This window comes from Bacillus sp. 5w2 (assembly GCF_054353775.1).
The window spans coordinates 75079-94447 of the sequence record NZ_JBTIWT010000003.1 but is presented as its reverse complement, the minus strand read 5'-3'; the positions used below and the strand labels follow the sequence as shown (position 1 = coordinate 94447).

Annotated in this window: 17 protein-coding genes and 2 pseudogenes; all 19 read left to right on the top strand. The window is 36.2% G+C overall.

Annotation, left to right across the window (positions count from 1 at the left end):
- Positions 1–79 precede the first annotated feature (79 nt).
- The 19 genes and pseudogenes from yfmF (at position 80) to ACXY7N_RS07755 (ending at position 19338) form a co-directional block, all read left to right on the top strand.
- Positions 80–1354, top strand: coding sequence for an EF-P 5-aminopentanol modification-associated protein YfmF (gene yfmF / locus ACXY7N_RS07845; protein WP_016135232.1), 1275 nt, complete (start codon positions 80–82; stop codon positions 1352–1354).
- On the top strand, positions 1355–2641 hold the full coding sequence (gene yfmH / locus ACXY7N_RS07840; RefSeq protein ID WP_016135231.1) for an EF-P 5-aminopentanol modification-associated protein YfmH: 1287 nt from the start codon (positions 1355–1357) through the stop codon (positions 2639–2641). It begins immediately after the preceding gene.
- Positions 2642–2744: 103 nt separating this feature from the next.
- Positions 2745–3458, top strand: a complete 714-nt coding sequence (gene ymfI / locus ACXY7N_RS07835; RefSeq protein WP_016086640.1) for an elongation factor P 5-aminopentanone reductase — start codon at positions 2745–2747, stop codon at positions 3456–3458.
- A 75-nt stretch (positions 3459–3533) separates the two neighbouring features.
- Entirely contained in the window at positions 3534–3782 is a 249-nt protein-coding gene (locus tag ACXY7N_RS07830; protein WP_000114455.1) for a DUF3243 domain-containing protein, read from the top strand.
- 140 nt (positions 3783–3922) lie between these two features.
- Positions 3923–4708 carry a DUF3388 domain-containing protein gene (locus ACXY7N_RS07825; RefSeq protein ID WP_000574107.1) on the top strand — a complete coding sequence of 262 codons (786 nt, stop codon included), beginning with the start codon at positions 3923–3925 and terminating at the stop codon, positions 4706–4708.
- A 21-nt stretch (positions 4709–4729) separates the two neighbouring features.
- Positions 4730–5647 carry a helix-turn-helix domain-containing protein gene (locus ACXY7N_RS07820; protein ID WP_016086641.1) on the top strand — a complete coding sequence of 306 codons (918 nt, stop codon included), beginning with the start codon at positions 4730–4732 and terminating at the stop codon, positions 5645–5647.
- 63 nt (positions 5648–5710) lie between these two features.
- Complete coding sequence (gene pgsA / locus ACXY7N_RS07815; RefSeq protein WP_001052973.1) at positions 5711–6289, top strand: CDP-diacylglycerol--glycerol-3-phosphate 3-phosphatidyltransferase; 579 nt, start codon at positions 5711–5713, stop codon at positions 6287–6289.
- A 20-nt stretch (positions 6290–6309) separates the two neighbouring features.
- Positions 6310–7548 carry a competence/damage-inducible protein CinA gene (gene cinA / locus ACXY7N_RS07810; RefSeq protein ID WP_016135230.1) on the top strand — a complete coding sequence of 413 codons (1239 nt, stop codon included), beginning with the start codon at positions 6310–6312 and terminating at the stop codon, positions 7546–7548.
- A gap of 144 nt (positions 7549–7692) precedes the next feature.
- Positions 7693–8301: pseudogene (gene recA, locus ACXY7N_RS07805) on the top strand (recombinase RecA); the annotation flags it as partial.
- Between the two features lie 97 nt (positions 8302–8398).
- Entirely contained in the window at positions 8399–9022 is a 624-nt protein-coding gene (locus ACXY7N_RS07800; protein ID WP_000301531.1) for a PDDEXK family nuclease, read from the top strand.
- A gap of 268 nt (positions 9023–9290) precedes the next feature.
- Positions 9291–9713: pseudogene (locus tag ACXY7N_RS07795) on the top strand (recombinase RecA family protein); the annotation flags it as partial.
- Positions 9714–10195: 482 nt separating this feature from the next.
- Entirely contained in the window at positions 10196–11761 is a 1566-nt protein-coding gene (gene rny / locus ACXY7N_RS07790) for a ribonuclease Y (RefSeq protein WP_016086643.1), read from the top strand.
- Positions 11762–11915: 154 nt separating this feature from the next.
- On the top strand, positions 11916–12710 hold the full coding sequence (locus ACXY7N_RS07785; RefSeq protein WP_016086644.1) for a TIGR00282 family metallophosphoesterase: 795 nt from the start codon (positions 11916–11918) through the stop codon (positions 12708–12710).
- A 149-nt stretch (positions 12711–12859) separates the two neighbouring features.
- On the top strand, positions 12860–13120 hold the full coding sequence (gene spoVS, locus ACXY7N_RS07780) for a stage V sporulation protein SpoVS (RefSeq protein ID WP_000404341.1): 261 nt from the start codon (positions 12860–12862) through the stop codon (positions 13118–13120).
- 58 nt (positions 13121–13178) lie between these two features.
- A complete protein-coding gene (locus ACXY7N_RS07775) occupies positions 13179–14102 on the top strand; it encodes a dipeptidase (RefSeq protein ID WP_088084172.1) in 924 nt (307 codons plus the stop codon).
- A 227-nt stretch (positions 14103–14329) separates the two neighbouring features.
- Positions 14330–16087: a 2-oxoacid:acceptor oxidoreductase subunit alpha gene (locus ACXY7N_RS07770; RefSeq protein WP_000625413.1), complete on the top strand. Its 1758-nt coding sequence runs from the start codon at positions 14330–14332 to the stop codon at positions 16085–16087.
- Positions 16074–16940 carry a 2-oxoacid:ferredoxin oxidoreductase subunit beta gene (locus ACXY7N_RS07765; RefSeq protein ID WP_000190154.1) on the top strand — a complete coding sequence of 289 codons (867 nt, stop codon included), beginning with the start codon at positions 16074–16076 and terminating at the stop codon, positions 16938–16940. The genes ACXY7N_RS07770 and ACXY7N_RS07765 overlap by 14 nt, the downstream gene beginning before the upstream one ends.
- Positions 16941–17373: 433 nt before the next feature.
- Entirely contained in the window at positions 17374–18906 is a 1533-nt protein-coding gene (gene miaB / locus ACXY7N_RS07760; protein WP_088084170.1) for a tRNA (N6-isopentenyl adenosine(37)-C2)-methylthiotransferase MiaB, read from the top strand.
- A complete protein-coding gene (locus tag ACXY7N_RS07755) occupies positions 18907–19338 on the top strand; it encodes a YlbF/YmcA family competence regulator (protein ID WP_016086647.1) in 432 nt (143 codons plus the stop codon).
- The last annotated feature ends 31 nt before the right edge of the window (positions 19339–19369 follow it).

The following is a 19369-nucleotide window of genomic DNA, read 5'->3' as shown; positions in this document are numbered from 1 at the left end:
GGAAGAAAAGTTGATTTTTCATTTCTAAAAACTGTATATTGAAGAGGAATATTCCTATATACGTAAAGGAGGGCTATAAATGAAACTGATGGAACAACAGTTACATGAGTTAGGTGGTTTACGAGTACATATTATTCCAACTGATAAATATAAAACAAATACTTTTGTATTTCGTTTGAAAGCACCTTTAAATGAGGAGACGGTGACAGAGCGTGCCCTATTGCCATACGTATTGCAAAGTGCGACAGAAAAGCTTCCTTCTGTAATTCGTCTTCGTCAATATTTAGAAGAATTATACGGATCTTCTTTGGCAGTAGATGTAAGTAAAAAGGGAGAAGACCATATCATCTCTATTTATGTAGACATTGCAAATGAAGTATATTTACGTGATGCACCACCGTTATTTGAAAAAGCGCTTTCTATGTTATCGGATATCGTTTTACATCCAGCAACAGAGGGGAACAGTTTTTTACCTTCTATCGTAGAAAGTGAAAAGAGAGCGCTCTTGCAACGAATTGAAGCTACGTATGATGATAAAATGCGCTATGCAAACGAGCGTTTAATTGAAGAAATGTGCAAAGTAGAACCGTATCGATTAAGTGCAAATGGAAAAAAAGAGAGTGTTGCATCTATTACAAATGAAAGTTTGTATCAATATTATCAAAAAGTGTTAGCGGAAGACGAAATGGATCTATACATTATTGGTGATATTTCAGAAAATGCAGTTGATCTTGTAAGTAAGTATTTTTCTATTTCAGCACGTCCTGTGAGAGAGCGAAATGTACTTCTTCATAAGAGAAATAATGAAGAAAAAGAAGTTGTTGAAAAACAAGAATTAAAACAAAGTAAATTACACATCGGTTATCGTACGTTTATTACGTATAAAGACGAAGATTATTTTGCACTGCAATTGTTCAATGGATTGTTTGGAGGATTTTCTCATTCAAAGTTATTCGTTAATGTTCGCGAAAAAAATAGTTTAGCGTACTATGCAGCATCCCGCTTTGAAAGTCATAAAGGCTTATTGTTTGTCATGTCAGGAATCGAAGCGAAAAATTATGAAAAAGCAGTTGAGATTATTAAAGAACAACTGTTGGCGATGCAAAATGGTGATTTTTCTGAAGAAGAGATGCATCAAACAAAAAGTGTTATTCAAAATCAAATATTAGAGGCGATTGATACGCCGCGCGGATTTGTGGAAATGCTGTATCATGGTATTATTTCAGACCGTACGCGTCCTGTTGAAGAATGGCTTACAGGTATTGAAAGTGTGACGAAAGAAGAGATTGTGAAAGTTGCTAAAAATATTGAATTAGATACAATTTACTTTTTACATGGAACGGAGGGAGAATAAATGGAGAAAATTGTTTATGAGCAATTAAAAGAGACACTCTATTATGAAAAACTTCCTAATGGATTAGATGTATATATTTTACCGAAGCGAGGATTTAATAAAACATTTGCAACGTTTACGACAAAATATGGTTCTATGGATAATACATTCGTACCACTAGATAAAGAAGAAATGATTCGTGTGCCTGATGGAATTGCTCATTTTCTTGAGCATAAATTATTTGAAAAAGAAGATCACGATGCTTTCCAATTGTTTAGTAAACAAGGGGCATCAGCAAATGCTTTCACATCTTTCACAAGAACAGCTTACCTGTTTTCGTGTACATCAAATGTAGAACAAAATTTAAATACACTGTTAAACTTCGTACAAGAGCCTTACTTCTCTGAAAAAACAGTTGAAAAAGAGAAGGGGATTATTGGGCAAGAAATTCAAATGTATCAAGATAATCCAGATTGGCGCTTATACTTTGGATTAATTGATAGCTTGTTTGTAAAGCACCCAATTAAAATTGACATTGCAGGGACAATTGAGTCTATTAGTAAAATTACGAAAGACCTATTATATGAATGTTATGAAACATTTTATCACCCGAGCAATATGTTATTATTTGTTGTGGGGGCAATTGATCCAGAGAAAACAATGGATTTAGTACGTGAAAATCAAGCGAAAAAAGATTATAAAAACCAGCCAGAAATTGTACGTTCGTTTGAGGAAGAACCAAATGAGGTAAATGAAAAGAAGAAAATTATTTCAATGCCTGTACAAACACCGAAATGTTTAGTTGGTATTAAAGCCACAAATTTAAAAGAAAAAGGGAAAGCCCTTTTAAAACAAGAAATTGCGCTTACGTTACTTTTAGATTATTTATTTGGGAAAAGCTCCGTTCATTACGAATCTTTATATAATGAAGGACTTATTGATGATTCGTTCTCGTATGATTATACGGAAGAGAATAACTTCGGTTTTGCAATGGTTGGCGGTGATACAAAGAAACCTGATGAGCTGGAAGAGCGTTTGAAAGGTATTTTATTAAACACAAATTATGATCAATTAGATGAGGCGGCATTAGAACGAGTAAAGAAAAAGAAAATAGGTGGCTTTTTACGCTCCCTGAATTCACCGGAATATATTGCAAATCAATTTACACGATATGCGTTTAATGAATCGAGTCTGTTTGAGGCATTGACTGTATTAGAAAGTCTAACTGTTCAAGATTTACAAGAAGTAGCTAAATTATTACTATCAGAAGAGAAAATGAGTGTTTGTCAAGTTTTACCGAAAAAATAAAAGGTTTCATAATAATACCCTCATCTTATCATTGATAAATTGTAAGATGAGGGTATTATTTATTTGTAGGATAAAGATTTTGATGGGATAAGAGAGGAATTATATGAAAAAGTATGCATTAGTAACTGGAGGAAGCGGAGGGATTGGCTCTGCTATTTCAAAACAATTAATTCAAGATGGATATACAGTATATGTTCATTATAATAACAGTGAAGAGAAAGTGAATGAGTTGCAGAAAGAATGGGGTGAAGTGATTCCTGTTCAAGCGAATTTGGCTTCTAGTGATGGGGCAGAGCAATTGTGGGGACAAATTGAACATCCTCTTGATGTTATCGTATATGCAGCTGGGAAGAGTATCTTTGGACTAGTAACAGATGTAACGAACGATGAATTGAATTATATGGTAGAACTTCAAGTGAAGAGCATCTATAAACTATTATCAATGGCGCTGCCATCTATGATTCAGCGGAGAAGCGGTAATATTGTACTTATTTCGTCTATATGGGGACAAATTGGCGCATCATGTGAAGTGCTTTACTCGATGGTAAAAGGTGCACAAAATTCATATGTGAAAGCTTTAGCAAAAGAAGTTTCATTAAGTGGATTAAGGGTTAACGCGGTGGCACCAGGTGCAATTGAAACGGAAATGTTACATGTATTTTCAGAAGAGGATAAGAATGAAATTGCTGAAGAGATTCCGCTAGGGCGATTAGGATTACCAGAAGAGGTAGCGAAAACAGTGTCATTCCTCGTATCACCAGGAGCATCTTACATAACTGGACAAATTATCGGAGTGAATGGCGGTTGGCATTGCTAAAAAATTCTTACATAAAAAATGAAAAACTGCACAAATTAAGCATGATTCTATTACTAAGTAGTGAGGTGCTTACACATGTCAGTTTTAGATAATTTTGATCAATGGAAGAGCTTTTTAGGAGAACGTTTAGAACAAGCATCAGGAAAAGGTCTTGATGGTGGTGCTGTATCAGATATGGCATTCCGTGTTGGTGATTATTTAGCAAATGAAGTAGAAGCGCGAAACGATCAAGAGAAATTATTGTCTGAGCTATGGAAAGTTGCTGATGAACAAGAGCAACATACAATTGCAAACTTAATGGTGAAGTTTGTACAACATAAGTAAAAAAATAGAGAGGAGAATCTCCTCTCTATTTTTTTTGTATAATAATAACGCGGGATAGATTATACATTTAGCTTCCCTATTAAGGTGAAATCATATAATATAGTACGTAGGTGTAAAGTAAGCAAGGGGAGTGATCTTGGATGATTGAATGGTATTTTGAATATGAAATACATAAAAACCGACCTGGCTTGCTTGGTGACGTTTCTTCGTTAATCGGTATGCTCGGCATTAATATTGTCACAATTAATGGTGTAGATAATGCACGACGTGGATTACTCCTTATGTGTGATAATCAAGAGCAAATCTCTAGACTTGAATCAATTTTAAATACGATGGATAACATAACGGTAACGAAATATCGTCCGCCAAAGCTAAGAGATAAGCTAGCAGTTAGACATGGTAGGTACATACAACGAGATGCAGATGATAAAAAGACATTTCGTTTTGTACGTGATGAATTAGGGTTACTTGTAGATTTTATGGCTGAAATCATGAAAAAAGAAGGCCATAAACTAATCGGGATACGAGGAATGCCTCGTGTCGGAAAAACAGAATCCATTGTTGCCGCAAGTGTTTGTGCAAATAAAAGATGGCTATTTGTATCATCTACTCTTATTAAGCAAACTGTTCGTAGTCAATTGATTGAAGATGAGTATAGCGACGACAATATTTTCATCTTAGATGGAATCGTGTCAACAAAGCGTGCTAACGAAAGGCATTGGCAGCTTGTTCGTGAAATTATGAGATTACCTGCAACGAAAGTTGTGGAACATCCTGACGTATTTGTGAGTCAGTCAGAATACACATTGGATGATTTTGATTATATTATCGAGTTGCGTAACGATTATGATGAAGAAATTCAATATAATTTAGTAGATGAAATTGAGCAAGGTACGCAAAATAATTTCTCTATGTTTGACTTTTAAAGAAATATTGAGGTGTTAGTAGTGACGGAATTAGGACAAAAGCTGAAAGAAGCAAGAGGAACGAAAGGCTTGTCTATTGATCAGCTGCATGAGAGTACAAAAATTCAAAAACGCCATTTAGTAGCGATTGAGGAAGGCAATTATGATGTATTGCCAGGAGCTTTTTATGCGCGTGCATTCATTAAACAATACGCAGAGGCGGTTGGGTTAAATGGAGAGGAACTGCTTGTAGAATATCAGAGTACGATACCACAATCTGAAAAACGCGATGTTCCACAAGTATCAACTGGACAAAAAACACAAGAAACAATGCAAAAAACTTCATCATGGCCAATTGCAGATCATATGCCGAAAGTTTTAGTTGCGCTATTAGTAATTGCATTTGGAGTGGTAATTTGGTTTGTTTTCCAAGCGTTAACTGGAAAAGGTGATGAGAAAGTTCCGAATGCTCAAAGTGAGAAAATTGAAGTTAAAAAAGCAGAAAACTCTCCGCTAGATACGAAGAAAGATGAAGTGAAAGCAGAAGAGCCGAAAAAAGAGGAACCAAAAAAAGAAGAGCCTAAGAAAGAAGAACCAAAGAAAGAGGAACAGCCAACTGGACAACAAGAAGTGAAAGTAGTTGGAACAACTGGTAAAGTATCTACTTTGGAAATTCATAATAATAAAACATTAGAACTGGAAATATCGGGTAAAGGTGCGAGTTATGTAGATGTTAAAGATGATGCTGGGAATGTGATTCTAAACACTACAGTACAAGAGGGCCAAATAGAAAAACATAATGTATCAACAGTAAAAGAAGTGCGACTTAATATTGGAAATGCAACGAATGTTGAAGTTAAACTGAATGGCCAAGTGGTCGCTTATCCATTGGATCCAGAAAAAGAACTTCACCAAAGATTGGTGATAAAAAACCAAGGGATAGAGCAACCTGCACAATAACAGTCATCGCTTCGATGACTTTTTTCAATGAACAAATGTTTTTGATATGATGGAGGAATAGCTGTGAATTTACCAAACAAAATTACAATATCTAGAATCTTCTTAATTCCAATTTTTATGGTAATTATGTTAGCACCCTTTGATTGGGGTTCATACACAATTGGTGATGTTGATTTGCCAATTCAACATTTAGTAGGAGCACTTATCTTTATTGTTGCTTCGGCTACAGATTGGATTGATGGACATTACGCAAGAAAGTATAATCTTGTAACGAATTTAGGGAAATTTCTTGACCCGTTAGCGGATAAATTACTTGTTTCGGCAGCACTTATTACATTAGTTGAGATGCAATACGTACCTGCTTGGATTGTTATTATAATTATAAGTCGAGAGTTTGCAGTAACAGGTTTACGCCTTGTACTTGCTGGAACAGGGGAAGTAGTTGCGGCAAATCAGCTAGGGAAAATTAAGACATGGACACAAATTATCGCGATTGCAGCATATTTATTACACGATGTACCTTTAAATTTAATCCATATTCCGGTGGCTGATATCTTTATATGGATTGCATTAATCTTTACTGTTATTTCAGGGTGGGATTATTTCTGGAAAAATAGAGCTGCTTTTGTAAACTCAAAATAGAAGTTTATGGGGGAATTGGGATGAATGCTGAAATTATTGCGGTTGGAACTGAATTATTACTTGGACAAATTGCAAATACAAATGCCCAGTTTTTATCTGAAAAGTTAGCTTCAATTGGAATTAATGTGTACTACCATACTGTAGTTGGAGATAATAACAAGCGATTACAGCGGGCGATTGAAGTTGCGGAAGAACGTGCTGACATGCTTATTTTCACAGGTGGATTAGGCCCGACAAAAGATGATTTGACGAAAGAAACGATATCTTCTAGTTTGGGTGAAGAGCTTGTGTATGATGAAAAGGCATTAGCCTCGATAAGCGATTACTTTAAGCGTACAGGTCGCGAGTTCACAGAGAATAATAAAAAGCAGGCGCTCGTTTTGAATGGAGCAACTGTATTTGCGAATGATCACGGCATGGCACCTGGTATGGGGTTAAATAAGAACGGGAAAGTTTATATTTTATTACCAGGACCACCGAAAGAGATGAAGCCGATGTATATAAGTTATGTAGAGCCTTTTTTACGTAATTTTACAACAGGAGAAAACATTTATTCTCGTGTGCTTCGCTTTTTTGGGATTGGGGAATCTCAATTAGAGGTGAAAGTTCAAGATTTAATTGATGGACAAATGAACCCGACAATCGCCCCACTTGCGAATGATGGAGAAGTGACACTACGTTTAACTGCCAAACATCAAAATGCTGATGAAGCGGCGAAACTCATTCAGCATATGGAAGATTTGATTTTAGAAAGAGTAGGAGAATTTTTCTACGGGTACGATCAAGAATTTCTGCATGATAAGGCGATAAAGTTATTGAAGAAAAAAGGATTAACTTTAGCGTGTGCAGAAAGTTTAACCGGTGGTCTCTTCGGCAATCAAGTAACAGAAAGTGCTGGTGTGTCTTCAGTATTTAAAGGCGGTGTCATTTGTTATCATAATGATGTGAAGCAACATGTTTTACATGTACCTGAGGAAGTATTGTCTACTGATGGTGCAGTTAGTAAAGAATGTGCTCGTTATCTTGCTGAAAATGTTAAGGGCCTATTAAAAGCGGATATCGGAATTAGTTTCACTGGGGTAGCAGGACCAGATGCTTCAGAACATAAAGAGCCGGGAACAGTATTTGTTGGATTGGCGATTAAGGATGAGTCAACTGTAGTCTTTCCTCTTCATTTAAGTGGAAGTCGTCAACAAATTAGGGAACGTTCGGCGAAATATGGATTTTATCATTTGTATAAAAAGCTAGAAGAGATGTGAGTCTCTTCTAGCTTTTTTTAATGCTTAAATGCAGTTTTATTAATTGGAAAATAAAAAAATCGAATAAATGTTCGATTTTTGTTGGCAAATTGAATTGAAAATAGGTATAATAAGATTAGCAATTCAGTTAAGGAGGAATTTTGAATGAGTGATCGTCAAGCGGCGTTAGATATGGCGTTAAAACAAATAGAGAAGCAATTCGGTAAAGGTTCAATTATGAAATTAGGAGAACAAGCGGAGCGTAGAATTTCTACAATTTCAAGTGGTTCTTTAGCACTTGATGTGGCACTAGGGGTAGGCGGATACCCACGTGGCCGTATTATCGAAATTTATGGACCAGAAAGTTCAGGTAAAACAACAGTTTCATTACACGCAATCGCTGAAGTACAGCGTCAAGGTGGACAAGCAGCGTTTATTGATGCGGAGCATGCAATGGATCCTGTATATGCACAAAAATTAGGCGTTAACATAGATGAATTACTATTATCACAACCTGATACAGGGGAGCAAGGACTAGAAATCGCAGAAGCACTTGTACGAAGTGGCGCGGTTGATATTATCGTAATTGACTCTGTAGCAGCTCTTGTACCGAAAGCTGAGATTGAAGGAGACATGGGTGACTCACACGTAGGTCTACAAGCTCGTTTAATGTCTCAAGCACTTCGTAAGCTGTCAGGTGCAATCAATAAATCAAAAACAATCGCAATCTTTATTAACCAAATTCGTGAAAAAGTTGGGGTTATGTTCGGAAATCAACCACAAGTTGCTTAATCAGAGCGTAGTACTTGAATCTTTATTTGTCTTCTTCATTTAAGTCTTTATAAGGGATTTCTTATAAGGAGAGATTAAGGTGGCAGTGACAATCGGAAATAGAACTTATCGAAACATAGAACAATGGCAAGTGGATTTTATCGCGACACATGCGGAGAGAAAATTAAAAGATATAGGTAAAGAAATTAATCTGGATGAAAGGCGAGTAGGTGAAATATTAAAGTTACTCGGAATTAAAAGAACCAGACATAGGAAGATTTATTTACCTAAAACCGCAGAAGTTGAACAGGAGTTAAAAAATCCATATTTATCACATGTTGAAATTGCCGTTAAGTATGGCGTATCCGATACATGTGTTGCTAAAAGGAGAAAAGAGCTTAATGTAAAGGTCAGAAAGAAAAATTATGATACTTTACTGGAACAACAGGTCGAACAGATATTATTAAGCTTAGATCTGGCGTTCATTAAGCAAAAAAGAATCGATAAGTGGTCCATTGATTTCTACTTAGGTAGAAAATATTGTTTAGATGTCCATGGGAAATGGGCACACTCACTCAACAAAATAAAAGAACGAGATAAAAGAAAACTTTTATTTATGGAAGAGAGCTGCTATAAATATCTTGTTATACATGAAGAAGAGTTAGTAAATAAAGAAAAAGTCGCACAAAAGATTAAGGAGTTTACCATGGGTTTCCCTTGCTAGTGATAGCATGTTAAAAAACCTTGTGAACCTTATTGCCTAAGGGTGTAACTATTTATATAGTTGCTAACGGTGAAGCCCACCATTATTTAGGGTAATACCGTGCCAAGCTTCATATTTATATGGGGAAGGTGTAGAGACTACCGAAAAGGACTTTTAGTTAACTGAGTAGGGTACGGCAGATGATAGGCTACTGCTGGAAGTGCAAGGCTCTCTGTAAAGAGATGAAGAGATAGTCCGGACTATAGAGATGGAAAATCTATAGATAGTGCCAGAAACAACTCCAGGTGGTCGTGCGTTGAAATTCTATTCAACAGTTCGTCTTGAAGTACGTCGTGCGGAGCAATTAAAGCAAGGTAACGACATCGTTGGTAATAAAACAAAAGTAAAAGTAGTTAAAAATAAAGTGGCACCACCATTCCGTGTTGCTGAAGTTGATATTATGTATGGAGAAGGTATTTCAAGAGAAGGTGAAATCTTAGATATGGCTTCTGAACTTGATATCGTTCAAAAGAGTGGTGCTTGGTACTCTTATAATGAAGAGCGTTTAGGGCAAGGTCGTGAAAATTCGAAGCAATTCTTAAAAGAGAATACGGATTTAAGAGAGGAAATTGCCTTCTTTGTTCGTGACCATCACGGAATTGGTGAAGACTCTGGTGTGGAAGACACGGAAGATTCAAATCTTCAAGATTAAAAAATAAAAGACACGGAACCGTGTCTTTTATTTTTTAATCTTTATGAAAGCGTTGTATATCGTTGGAAATAAAATATTTAATTTAACTAAAAGGCTATGCATAAAGAGGGATATATGCATTTTTTATATGAATAAACTGGAATTTACTAAGGTTTTCCAGGATAATATGCTGTCTGCTTTTTAAATTCATATATGAATTAGGGCTGAAGGTAAAGAAAGTAAAAGTAGACAACGCTTGACAATGAAAATTGCGATAGATACAATGAGAATGTATATTTTTTCTTATATACGAAACACTCTTCTCAAGAAGAGAAGTAATATTCGGAGTAAGACTTAAATCTTGCCGAAATAATAATATGACATTTTAATTGTGAAATGAAGAAAGTCCCTTAAAAAAGTGGGACGACGGTCTTTGCTGTATGTTGGTATTCAATGTACATGCCGACAGTCTTTTTTCATTCATAGCAAGGGGAGGTGAAATCATGAGTAGTACTACAGTTTGGATACTCATCTCCATTTTGCTTGCAACAGTCGGTGCAGTTGTTGGCTTTTTTGTTCGAAAGTCTATTGCCGAAGCGAAGATTAATGGTGCAGCTAATGAAGCGAAACGTATTATAGACGAAGCGAATCGTGAGGCTGAAGCACTTAAGAAAGAAGCGCTTTTAGAAGCAAAGGATGAAATTCATACACTTCGTACAGAAGCTGAATTAGAAATTCGTGACCGTAGAAGCGAATTACAAAAACAAGAAAATCGTTTAATGCAAAAAGAAGAGAACCTTGATCGTAAAGACGAAACGCTCGATAAACGCGAGCTACAGTTAGAAAAGAAAGAGGATTCTCTTGTAGCGAGACAACAACAGATTGAAGAGTTGGAAAGCAAAGTGGGAGAGTTAGTTCAAAAGCAACAAACAGAATTAGAGCGCATTTCCAATCTGACACGCGAACAAGCGAAAGCAATTATTCTTGGTAAAGTAGAAAGTGAAGTTTCTCATGAAATTGCCGTAATGGTAAAAGAAAGTGAAGTTCGTGCGAAAGAAGAAGCGGATAAGAAAGCAAAAGAAATCTTATCTCTTGCAATGCAAAGATGTGCAGCTGATCATGTTGCTGAAACAACCGTTTCGGTTGTAAATCTTCCAAATGACGAAATGAAGGGACGTATTATCGGACGTGAAGGTCGAAATATTCGTACGTTAGAAACGTTAACAGGTATTGACCTTATTATCGATGATACACCAGAAGCGGTTATCCTTTCTGGATTCGACCCAATTCGTCGTGAAACAGCTCGTATCGCTCTTGATAAACTAGTACAGGATGGACGTATTCACCCAGCGCGTATTGAAGAGATGGTCGAAAAGTCAAGACGTGAAGTGGACGAGTATATTCGCGAAGTCGGAGAGCAAACAACGTTTGAAGTGGGTGTTCACGGATTACATCCAGATTTAATTAAGATTTTAGGTCGTTTAAAATACCGTACAAGTTACGGACAAAACGTCTTAAAACACTCTATGGAAGTTGCGTATTTAACTGGACTTATGGCAGCAGAGCTTGGTGAGGATGAAAAGCTAGCAAGACGTGCGGGTCTATTACATGATATCGGTAAAGCGATTGACCATGAAGTAGAAGGTAGCCACGTTGAAATTGGTGTTGAACTCGCAACGAAATATAAAGAGCATCCTGTAGTTATAAACAGTATTGCATCTCACCATGGTGACACAGAACCAACTTCTATCATTGCAGTTTTAGTTGCAGCAGCAGATGCATTATCAGCTGCAAGACCTGGAGCTCGTAGTGAAACACTTGAGAACTATATTCGTCGTCTTGAAAAGTTAGAAGAGATTTCAGAGTCTTATGAAGGCGTAGAAAAATCTTTCGCAATTCAAGCAGGGCGAGAAGTTCGTATTCTGGTAAAACCAGATACAATTGATGATTTAGAAGCTCATCGTTTAGCTCGTGATATTCGAAAACGTATTGAAAATGAACTGGATTACCCAGGACATATTAAAGTAACTGTTATTCGTGAGACACGTGCAGTGGAATACGCAAAATAAAGTGGTGAAACACCACTTTATTTTTTTGTGTTGGAATTGGTTAAAATAAAGGGAATTAGTATACAAGTGCAACAAACTTATAATAAATATATTGTAAGGAAATCACTTGAAGCTATAGTAATAAAAAATGTAGTACATAGGAAGGGTAAGACATATGAGAATATTATTTGTTGGGGATGTAGTAGGATCTCCTGGTAGAGGTATGATTCAACAATACGTACCGGCATTAAAGAAAAAATATACACCTACAGTAACCATTATTAATGGAGAAAATGCAGCAGGTGGACGTGGAATTACGGAAAAAATATATCGAAACTTTTTAGAATGCGGGGCACAAGCGGTTACACTTGGAAACCACGCGTGGGATAACCGTGAAGTATTTGAATTTATTGATGACGCAAAATATCTTGCAAGACCAGCTAACTTCCCAGAAGGAACTCCAGGAAAAGGACTTATCTTTGTGAACTGTAATGGAACAGAAGTTGCAGTCATTAACTTACAAGGACGTACATTCCTTCCTCCGATTGATTGCCCATTCCGTAAAGTGGATGAATTAATTAACATTGCAAAAAAACGTACGAATATTATCTTTATTGATTTTCATGCGGAAACTACAAGTGAAAAACAAGCGTTAGGTTGGTATGTAGATGGTCGTGCTACAGCGGTAGTAGGTACGCATACACATGTTCCTACAGCAGATAATCGTATTTTACCAAGCGGAACGGCATATATCACAGATGTTGGTATGACAGGACCGTACGATGGGATTTTAGGTATGGATCGAGAAGCGGTATTGAAGAAGTTTTTAACAAACTTACCAGTACGATTTGAAGTGACAAGTGGTAGAACACAATTAAGTGCAGTGCTAATTGATGTGGATCCTAATACAGGGAAAGCTAAGAAAATTCAGCGTATCTTAATTAATGATGATCAACCATTTTTTGAGTAATTCCTGGATAAAATTTAGATAATTTATTATTTTTTAATTTTTTAGAAAAATTACGGAAATTTAGCAGGAATACGCGTCATTCCTCGTGAATATAAGTTAAAGTGAAATAATTGCTAATACTTTTTATAGAAACGAGGAGGAAACGCGGAATGGAAATATTAAAAGTTAAAGCAACGTCGGTCCCTAATTCTGTAGCTGGTGCACTTGCAGGTGTTATTCGCGAACGCGGAACAGCAGAAATTCAAGCCATTGGTGCAGGTGCATTGAACCAAGCGGTAAAGGCAGTAGCAATTGCAAGAGGATTTGTAGCGCCTAGTGGTTTGGACCTGATTTGTATCCCAGCGTTTACAGATATTATGATTGATGGGGAAGAGCGTACAGCAATAAAATTAATTGTAGAACCTCGTTAAGTTTAAACAACCTGTTTGCAGTATGCAAACAGGTTGTTTTTATAATGGAGGAATGGAAATGAAAATTTTTGATGCTCATTGTGATGTACTCTTTCAGTTATGGAGTGCACAGGGGAAAAAGAATTTTAAAAACGATTCACAATTACATATTACTTTTGAACAGTTAAAGAGAAGAAAAGGAAGTATACAATGTTTTGCTATATATGTGCCAGAAACGGTGCTATATGAAAAACGATTTGAAGCGGCATTACAAATGGCAGATATTTTTTATAATGAAATTTTATCACTGCCGGGTGTGAAGTTTATTCAGACAAAAAATGATATTAGCATGTTAAAACAGGACGAGATTGGAGCGATATTAACATTAGAAGGATGCGAAGCAATTGGAAAAGATGCAATGAAATTACGGTTGTTTTATCGCCTAGGAGTACGTTCTTTTGGACTGACATGGAATTATGCCAATTTATTAGCTGATGGTGCGCTAGAGACACGTGGGGCGGGTTTAACGACATTTGGTAAACATGTTGTACAAGAACTTAATACGTTGCATGTATGGACCGATGTGTCTCATCTGAATGAAAGAAGTTTTTGGGATGTTATAGAAATTGCAAAAAATCCTATTGCCTCCCATTCAAATTGTACGAAACTTTGTCAGCACCCACGTAATTTAAACGATGAACAACTTAGAGCCCTTATAAAGCGAAATAGCATGATCGGTGTCACTTTCGTACCACAGTTTCTAACAAGTGAAAAAAAAGCGCATATAGCAGATATAGTAAGACATATCGAATATATTTGTTCATTAGGTGGAGAGAACAATATAGGATTTGGTTCCGATTTTGATGGGGTATTAGAAACAGTTGTAAATGTATCAGCGTATAGAGAGTATGAAAATGTAATGAATGAGCTTTGTAAACACTATGCTGCATCTACTGTAGAGCGATTTTTATATGATAATTTTGTTGAACATATAAGCTTTTAAGATTTTTGTTTTGAAAATACAAAAAAATCAGAATTAATTCATTTGATATTATTGCTTTTTTTAAGACCTAATACTAGAATGAAAAACAAAATAGTTTTATACTAAAGATTCAGGGAAATCAGAAGAGGCATAATTTGCGTCCGTTGTAGTTTATTTGTATAAAAAATGCTAAACTATTACTGTAAAAAAATACACTACAATGAATGCAGCCAAAAGGGGTGTAGGAGATGATTAGTCAACTTTCATGGAAAGTTGGAGGCCAACAAGGTGAAGGAATTGAAAGTACAGGAGAAATCTTCTGTATTGCATTAAACCGATTAGGATATTACCTATACGGTTACCGCCACTTCTCATCACGTATTAAAGGCGGCCATACAAATAATAAAATTCGTGTAAGTACAACAGAAGTACGCGCGATCTCAGATGATTTAGATATTTTAATTGCTTTTGATCAAGAAACAATTGATTTTAACTTCCACGAACTACGTCCAGGTGGAATTGTAGTTGCGGATGCGAAATTTAATCCAACAATACCTGACAATACAGATGTAAATCTATATGTCATACCGTTTACAGATATTGCTTCAGAATTAGGTACATCATTAATGAAAAACATGGTTGCTGTTGGGGCATCAAGTGCGGTATTAGGGCTAGACGAGACAGCTTATTTAGATGTTGTTGAAGAGATCTTTGGTCGTAAAGGAGAGCAAGTCGTTCAAAAGAATATGGATGCAATTAAACGTGGCTCTCAATATATGAAAGAATTGCTAGGTGAGAAAGTGAACATGATGCAGCTTGAAAAAGCTGATGGTAAGAAACGCATGTTTATGATTGGAAACGATGCAATCGCATTTGGTGCGGTAGCTGGTGGTGCTCGCTTTATGTCTGCATATCCAATTACACCTGCATCTGAAATCATGGAATACTTAATTAAAAAATTGCCAAAAGTTGGCGGGACAGTAATCCAAACTGAGGATGAAATCGCAGCTTGTACAATGGCAATCGGTGCAAACTATGCTGGTGTTCGTACATTAACTGCATCTGCTGGTCCAGGTCTATCTTTAATGATGGAAGCGATTGGTTTAGCGGGTATTACAGAAACACCATTAGTAATTGTTGATACACAACGTGGTGGTCCAAGTACAGGATTACCAACGAAACAAGAGCAGTCTGATTTAATGGCGATGATTTACGGTACGCATGGTGAGATTCCAAAAATCGTAATGGCACCAAGTACAGTTGAAGAAGCTTTCTATGATATTGTAGAAGCATTTAACCTTGCTGAAGAATATCAAGTTCCTGTTATTTTCTTAACAGATTTACAGCTTTCTTTAGGGAAACAAACGGTAGAACCGCTTACGTTAGATAAAGTGGAAATTCGTCGCGGTAAGCTTGATTTAGAGGCGGAATTACCAGAACGTGAAAATAAAGCATATTTCAAGCGTTATGAAGTAACTGAAGATGGCGTTTCACCACGTGTTTTACCTGGTATGAAAAATGGTGTTCACCATGTTACAGGTGTAGAACATGATGAAACTGGTAAACCATCTGAATCAGCAATAAACCGTAAAGATCAAATGGACAAACGTTTCCGTAAAATGGAGAACTTGAAGTTTAATACCCCTGTTTATAAAAATGTTAAGCATGAAGAAGCAGACGTATTGCTTGTTGGATTTAACTCAACTCGTGGTGCGATCGAAGAAGCAATGGAGCGCTTAGAACAAGAGGGTATGAAAGTAAACCATGCTCATGTGCGTTTAATTCACCCGTTCCCAACAGCTGAAATCGATCCACTTGTAAAAAATGCGAAGCGTGTTGTAGTGGTAGAAAACAATGCAACAGGTCAGCTTGCTAACATTATGAAAATGAATCTTGGTAACGGTGAGAAAATTTCTAGTCTTTTAAAATATGATGGAAACCCATTCTTGCCAAAAGAGATTTACAACGAATGCAAAAAAGGGGTTGTATTAAATGGCAACATTTAAGGACTTTCGTAACAGTGTAAAACCAAACTGGTGCCCAGGTTGCGGAGACTTCTCGGTGCAAGCTGCAATTCAACGTGCGGCAGCTAACGTTGGCTTAAATCCAGATGAACTTGCTGTTATTTCTGGTATCGGCTGTTCAGGTCGTATTTCAGGGTATATTAATTCATATGGTGTGCATAGTATTCACGGACGTGCCCTTCCGATTGCACAAGGTGTGAAAATGGCAAATCGTGATTTAACAGTTATCGCATCAGGTGGTGACGGTGATGGATTTGCAATTGGTATGGGACATACAATCCATTCTATTCGTCGTAACATCGACATTACGTACATCGTAATGGATAACCAAATCTATGGATTAACAAAAGGGCAAACTTCACCACGTAGTGAAGCTGGATTTAAAACGAAAAGTACACCACAAGGTTCAATTGAACCGTCACTAAATGTTATGGAAATGGCTTTAACAGCTGGTGCAACATTTGTGGCGCAAAGCTTTTCAAGTGATTTAAAAGAATTAACACAAATTATTGAAGCTGGTATTAACCATAAAGGATTTTCATTAATTAACGTGTTCAGCCCATGTGTTACTTACAATAAAGTAAATACTTATGATTGGTTTAAAGAGAATTTAACAAAACTAAGTACAGTAGAGGGATATGATCCATCTAATCGCATGATGGCTATGCAAACATTAATGGAAAATAACGGATTAGTAACAGGTTTAATTTATCAAAATACAGCACAGCCTTCATACCAAGAACTTGTAAAAGGCTATAGTGAGAAGCCTTTAGTGCAATCTGATTTAAATATGGATCAGAAAATGTTTGATGAACTTGTTGCTGAATTTATGTAATGTAATGTAAGAAAAAAAGGTTGCCGCTTGGCAACCTTTTTTTAATGAGGAAAAATAAAAGGTAGTTATATTTACTTAGAAAATTCAGAATGGTAAAATAATATATAAATCGTTGTATGAAAATAGCGAGTTCATTGCTAATGAAAAGTAAGATAAGACAGATCCTATTTCTTGTTAAAATTGGCGAAACGCTTCATACTATGGTAATGTTTATAGGGATAAAGCAATATGCTTTTGGTAGGACAAAAAGAAATACGAAAAGGGAATGTCTATTTGTGTGGGGAAGACTTCATTCTTATAGATGATTAGATTGGTTACTCAAGTTTCAAAGGACAAGTTATCTCTCAAGCTATCTAACCATTTTTGAGGTGAGTTTAAGCGCATTAAAATGGACTATAGAGTGTGTATAGTTAAGGGTGAAAGGAGATTACCGATGAACGAGCAACAACGATTAGCAAGTCAACAAGCAAATTCCTCTACGAAAAAAGAAGAGAAAGATTATAGTAAATACTTTGAAAATGTATACCAACCACCTTCCTTAAAAGATGCAAAAAAGCGAGGGAAAGAAGAAGTTAAAATTGAACGGGATTTTGGCTTACCTGAAGAGTTTCGCAATTTTGGTACAGGAAGAAAGTTCTATATTCGTACATATGGTTGTCAAATGAATGAGCATGATACGGAAGTAATGGCGGGTATTTTCACCGCGCTTGGATATGAACCAACTTTTTCAACTGAAGATGCAGATGTAGTATTATTAAATACTTGTGCCATTCGTGAAAATGCTGAAAATAAAGTGTTCGGTGAACTAGGTCATTTAAAGTCATTAAAACGAAGAAATCCGGACCTTTTAATTGGTGTATGTGGTTGTATGTCTCAAGAGGAATCTGTTGTAAATAAAATTATGCAAAAAAATCAGCATGTAGATATGGTTTTTGGAACGCATAATATTCATAGATTACCGTACATTCTAAAAGATGCAATGTTTTCTAAGGAGACGGTAGTTGAAGTTTGGTCAAAAGAAGGGGACGTAATTGAAAACCTTCCGAAAGTACGCCGTGGTGATATTAAAGCCTGGGTAAATATTATGTATGGCTGCGATAAGTTCTGTACATATTGTATCGTACCGTATACACGCGGAAAAGAGCGAAGCAGACGTCCAGAAGATATCATCCAAGAGATTCGTCATTTAGCTGCAAATGGTTATAAAGAAATTACGTTACTTGGACAGAACGTAAATGCATATGGTAAAGACTTTGAAGATTTTGAATACGGTCTAGGCGATTTAATGGAGGAACTCCGTAAAGTGGATATTGCCCGTATTCGTTTTACAACGAGCCATCCACGTGATTTCGATGATCATTTAATTGAAGTGCTTGGAAAAGGTGGAAACTTAGTAGAACATATTCACTTACCAGTTCAATCTGGAAGCACAGATATGTTAAAAATTATGGCGCGTAAATATTCACGTGAGCATTATTTAGAACTTGTAAGAAAAATTAAGGAAGCCATTCCAAATGTAGTATTAACAACTGATATTATCGTCGGTTTCCCAAATGAAACAGATGAGCAATTTGAAGAAACGATGTCGTTATATCGTGAAGTAGGATTTGATACTGCCTTTACCTTTATTTATTCTCCGCGCGAAGGTACACCAGCTGCAAAAATGAAAGATAATGTACCGATGGAAGTGAAAAAAGAACGTCTTCAACGCTTAAATACACTAGTAAATACGTTGGCAATTGAAAAGAATAATCGTTACAAAGGTCAAATTGTAGAAGTGTTAGTTGATGGGGAAAGTAAAAATAATCCAGAAGTACTTGCAGGTTATACTCGTACGAATAAACTTGTAAACTTCGTCGCTTCAAAATCTTTAATTGGTCAGCTTGTAAAAGTAAAAGTAACGGAAGCAAAAACTTGGTCTCTTAACGGGGAATTAGTTGAAGAGCCGATTGAGGTGGAATTATAGATGAAAGCATATTCGAAAGATGAAATTGTTGAACAAGCGAAAGAATTAGCAAAAATGATTTCTGAAACAGAAGAAGTTGATTTCTTTAAGAAAGCAGAGGCGCAAATTCATAAAAATGAAAATGTAAAGCGCGCAATTGATGAAATTAAAGCGCTGCAAAAGCAAGCAGTAAACTTGCAACATTACGGGAAATGGGAAGCTTTGAAAAAAGTAGAAGCTGAAATTGATGCCCTGCAAGATAAGTTAGATAGTATCCCAGTAGTACAAGAATTTAAATCTTCACAAACATACGTAAATGACTTACTACAGTTAGTTGCAAGTACGATTTCTAACAACGTAACAGATGAAATATTAATTTCAACTAATGGCGATGTATTGAAAGGTGAAACGGGCGCAGCGGTAGAAAGTAAAAAAGGAAATTGTGGTTGTTAAAGAGATGTCATACTGACATCTCTTTTTTTTA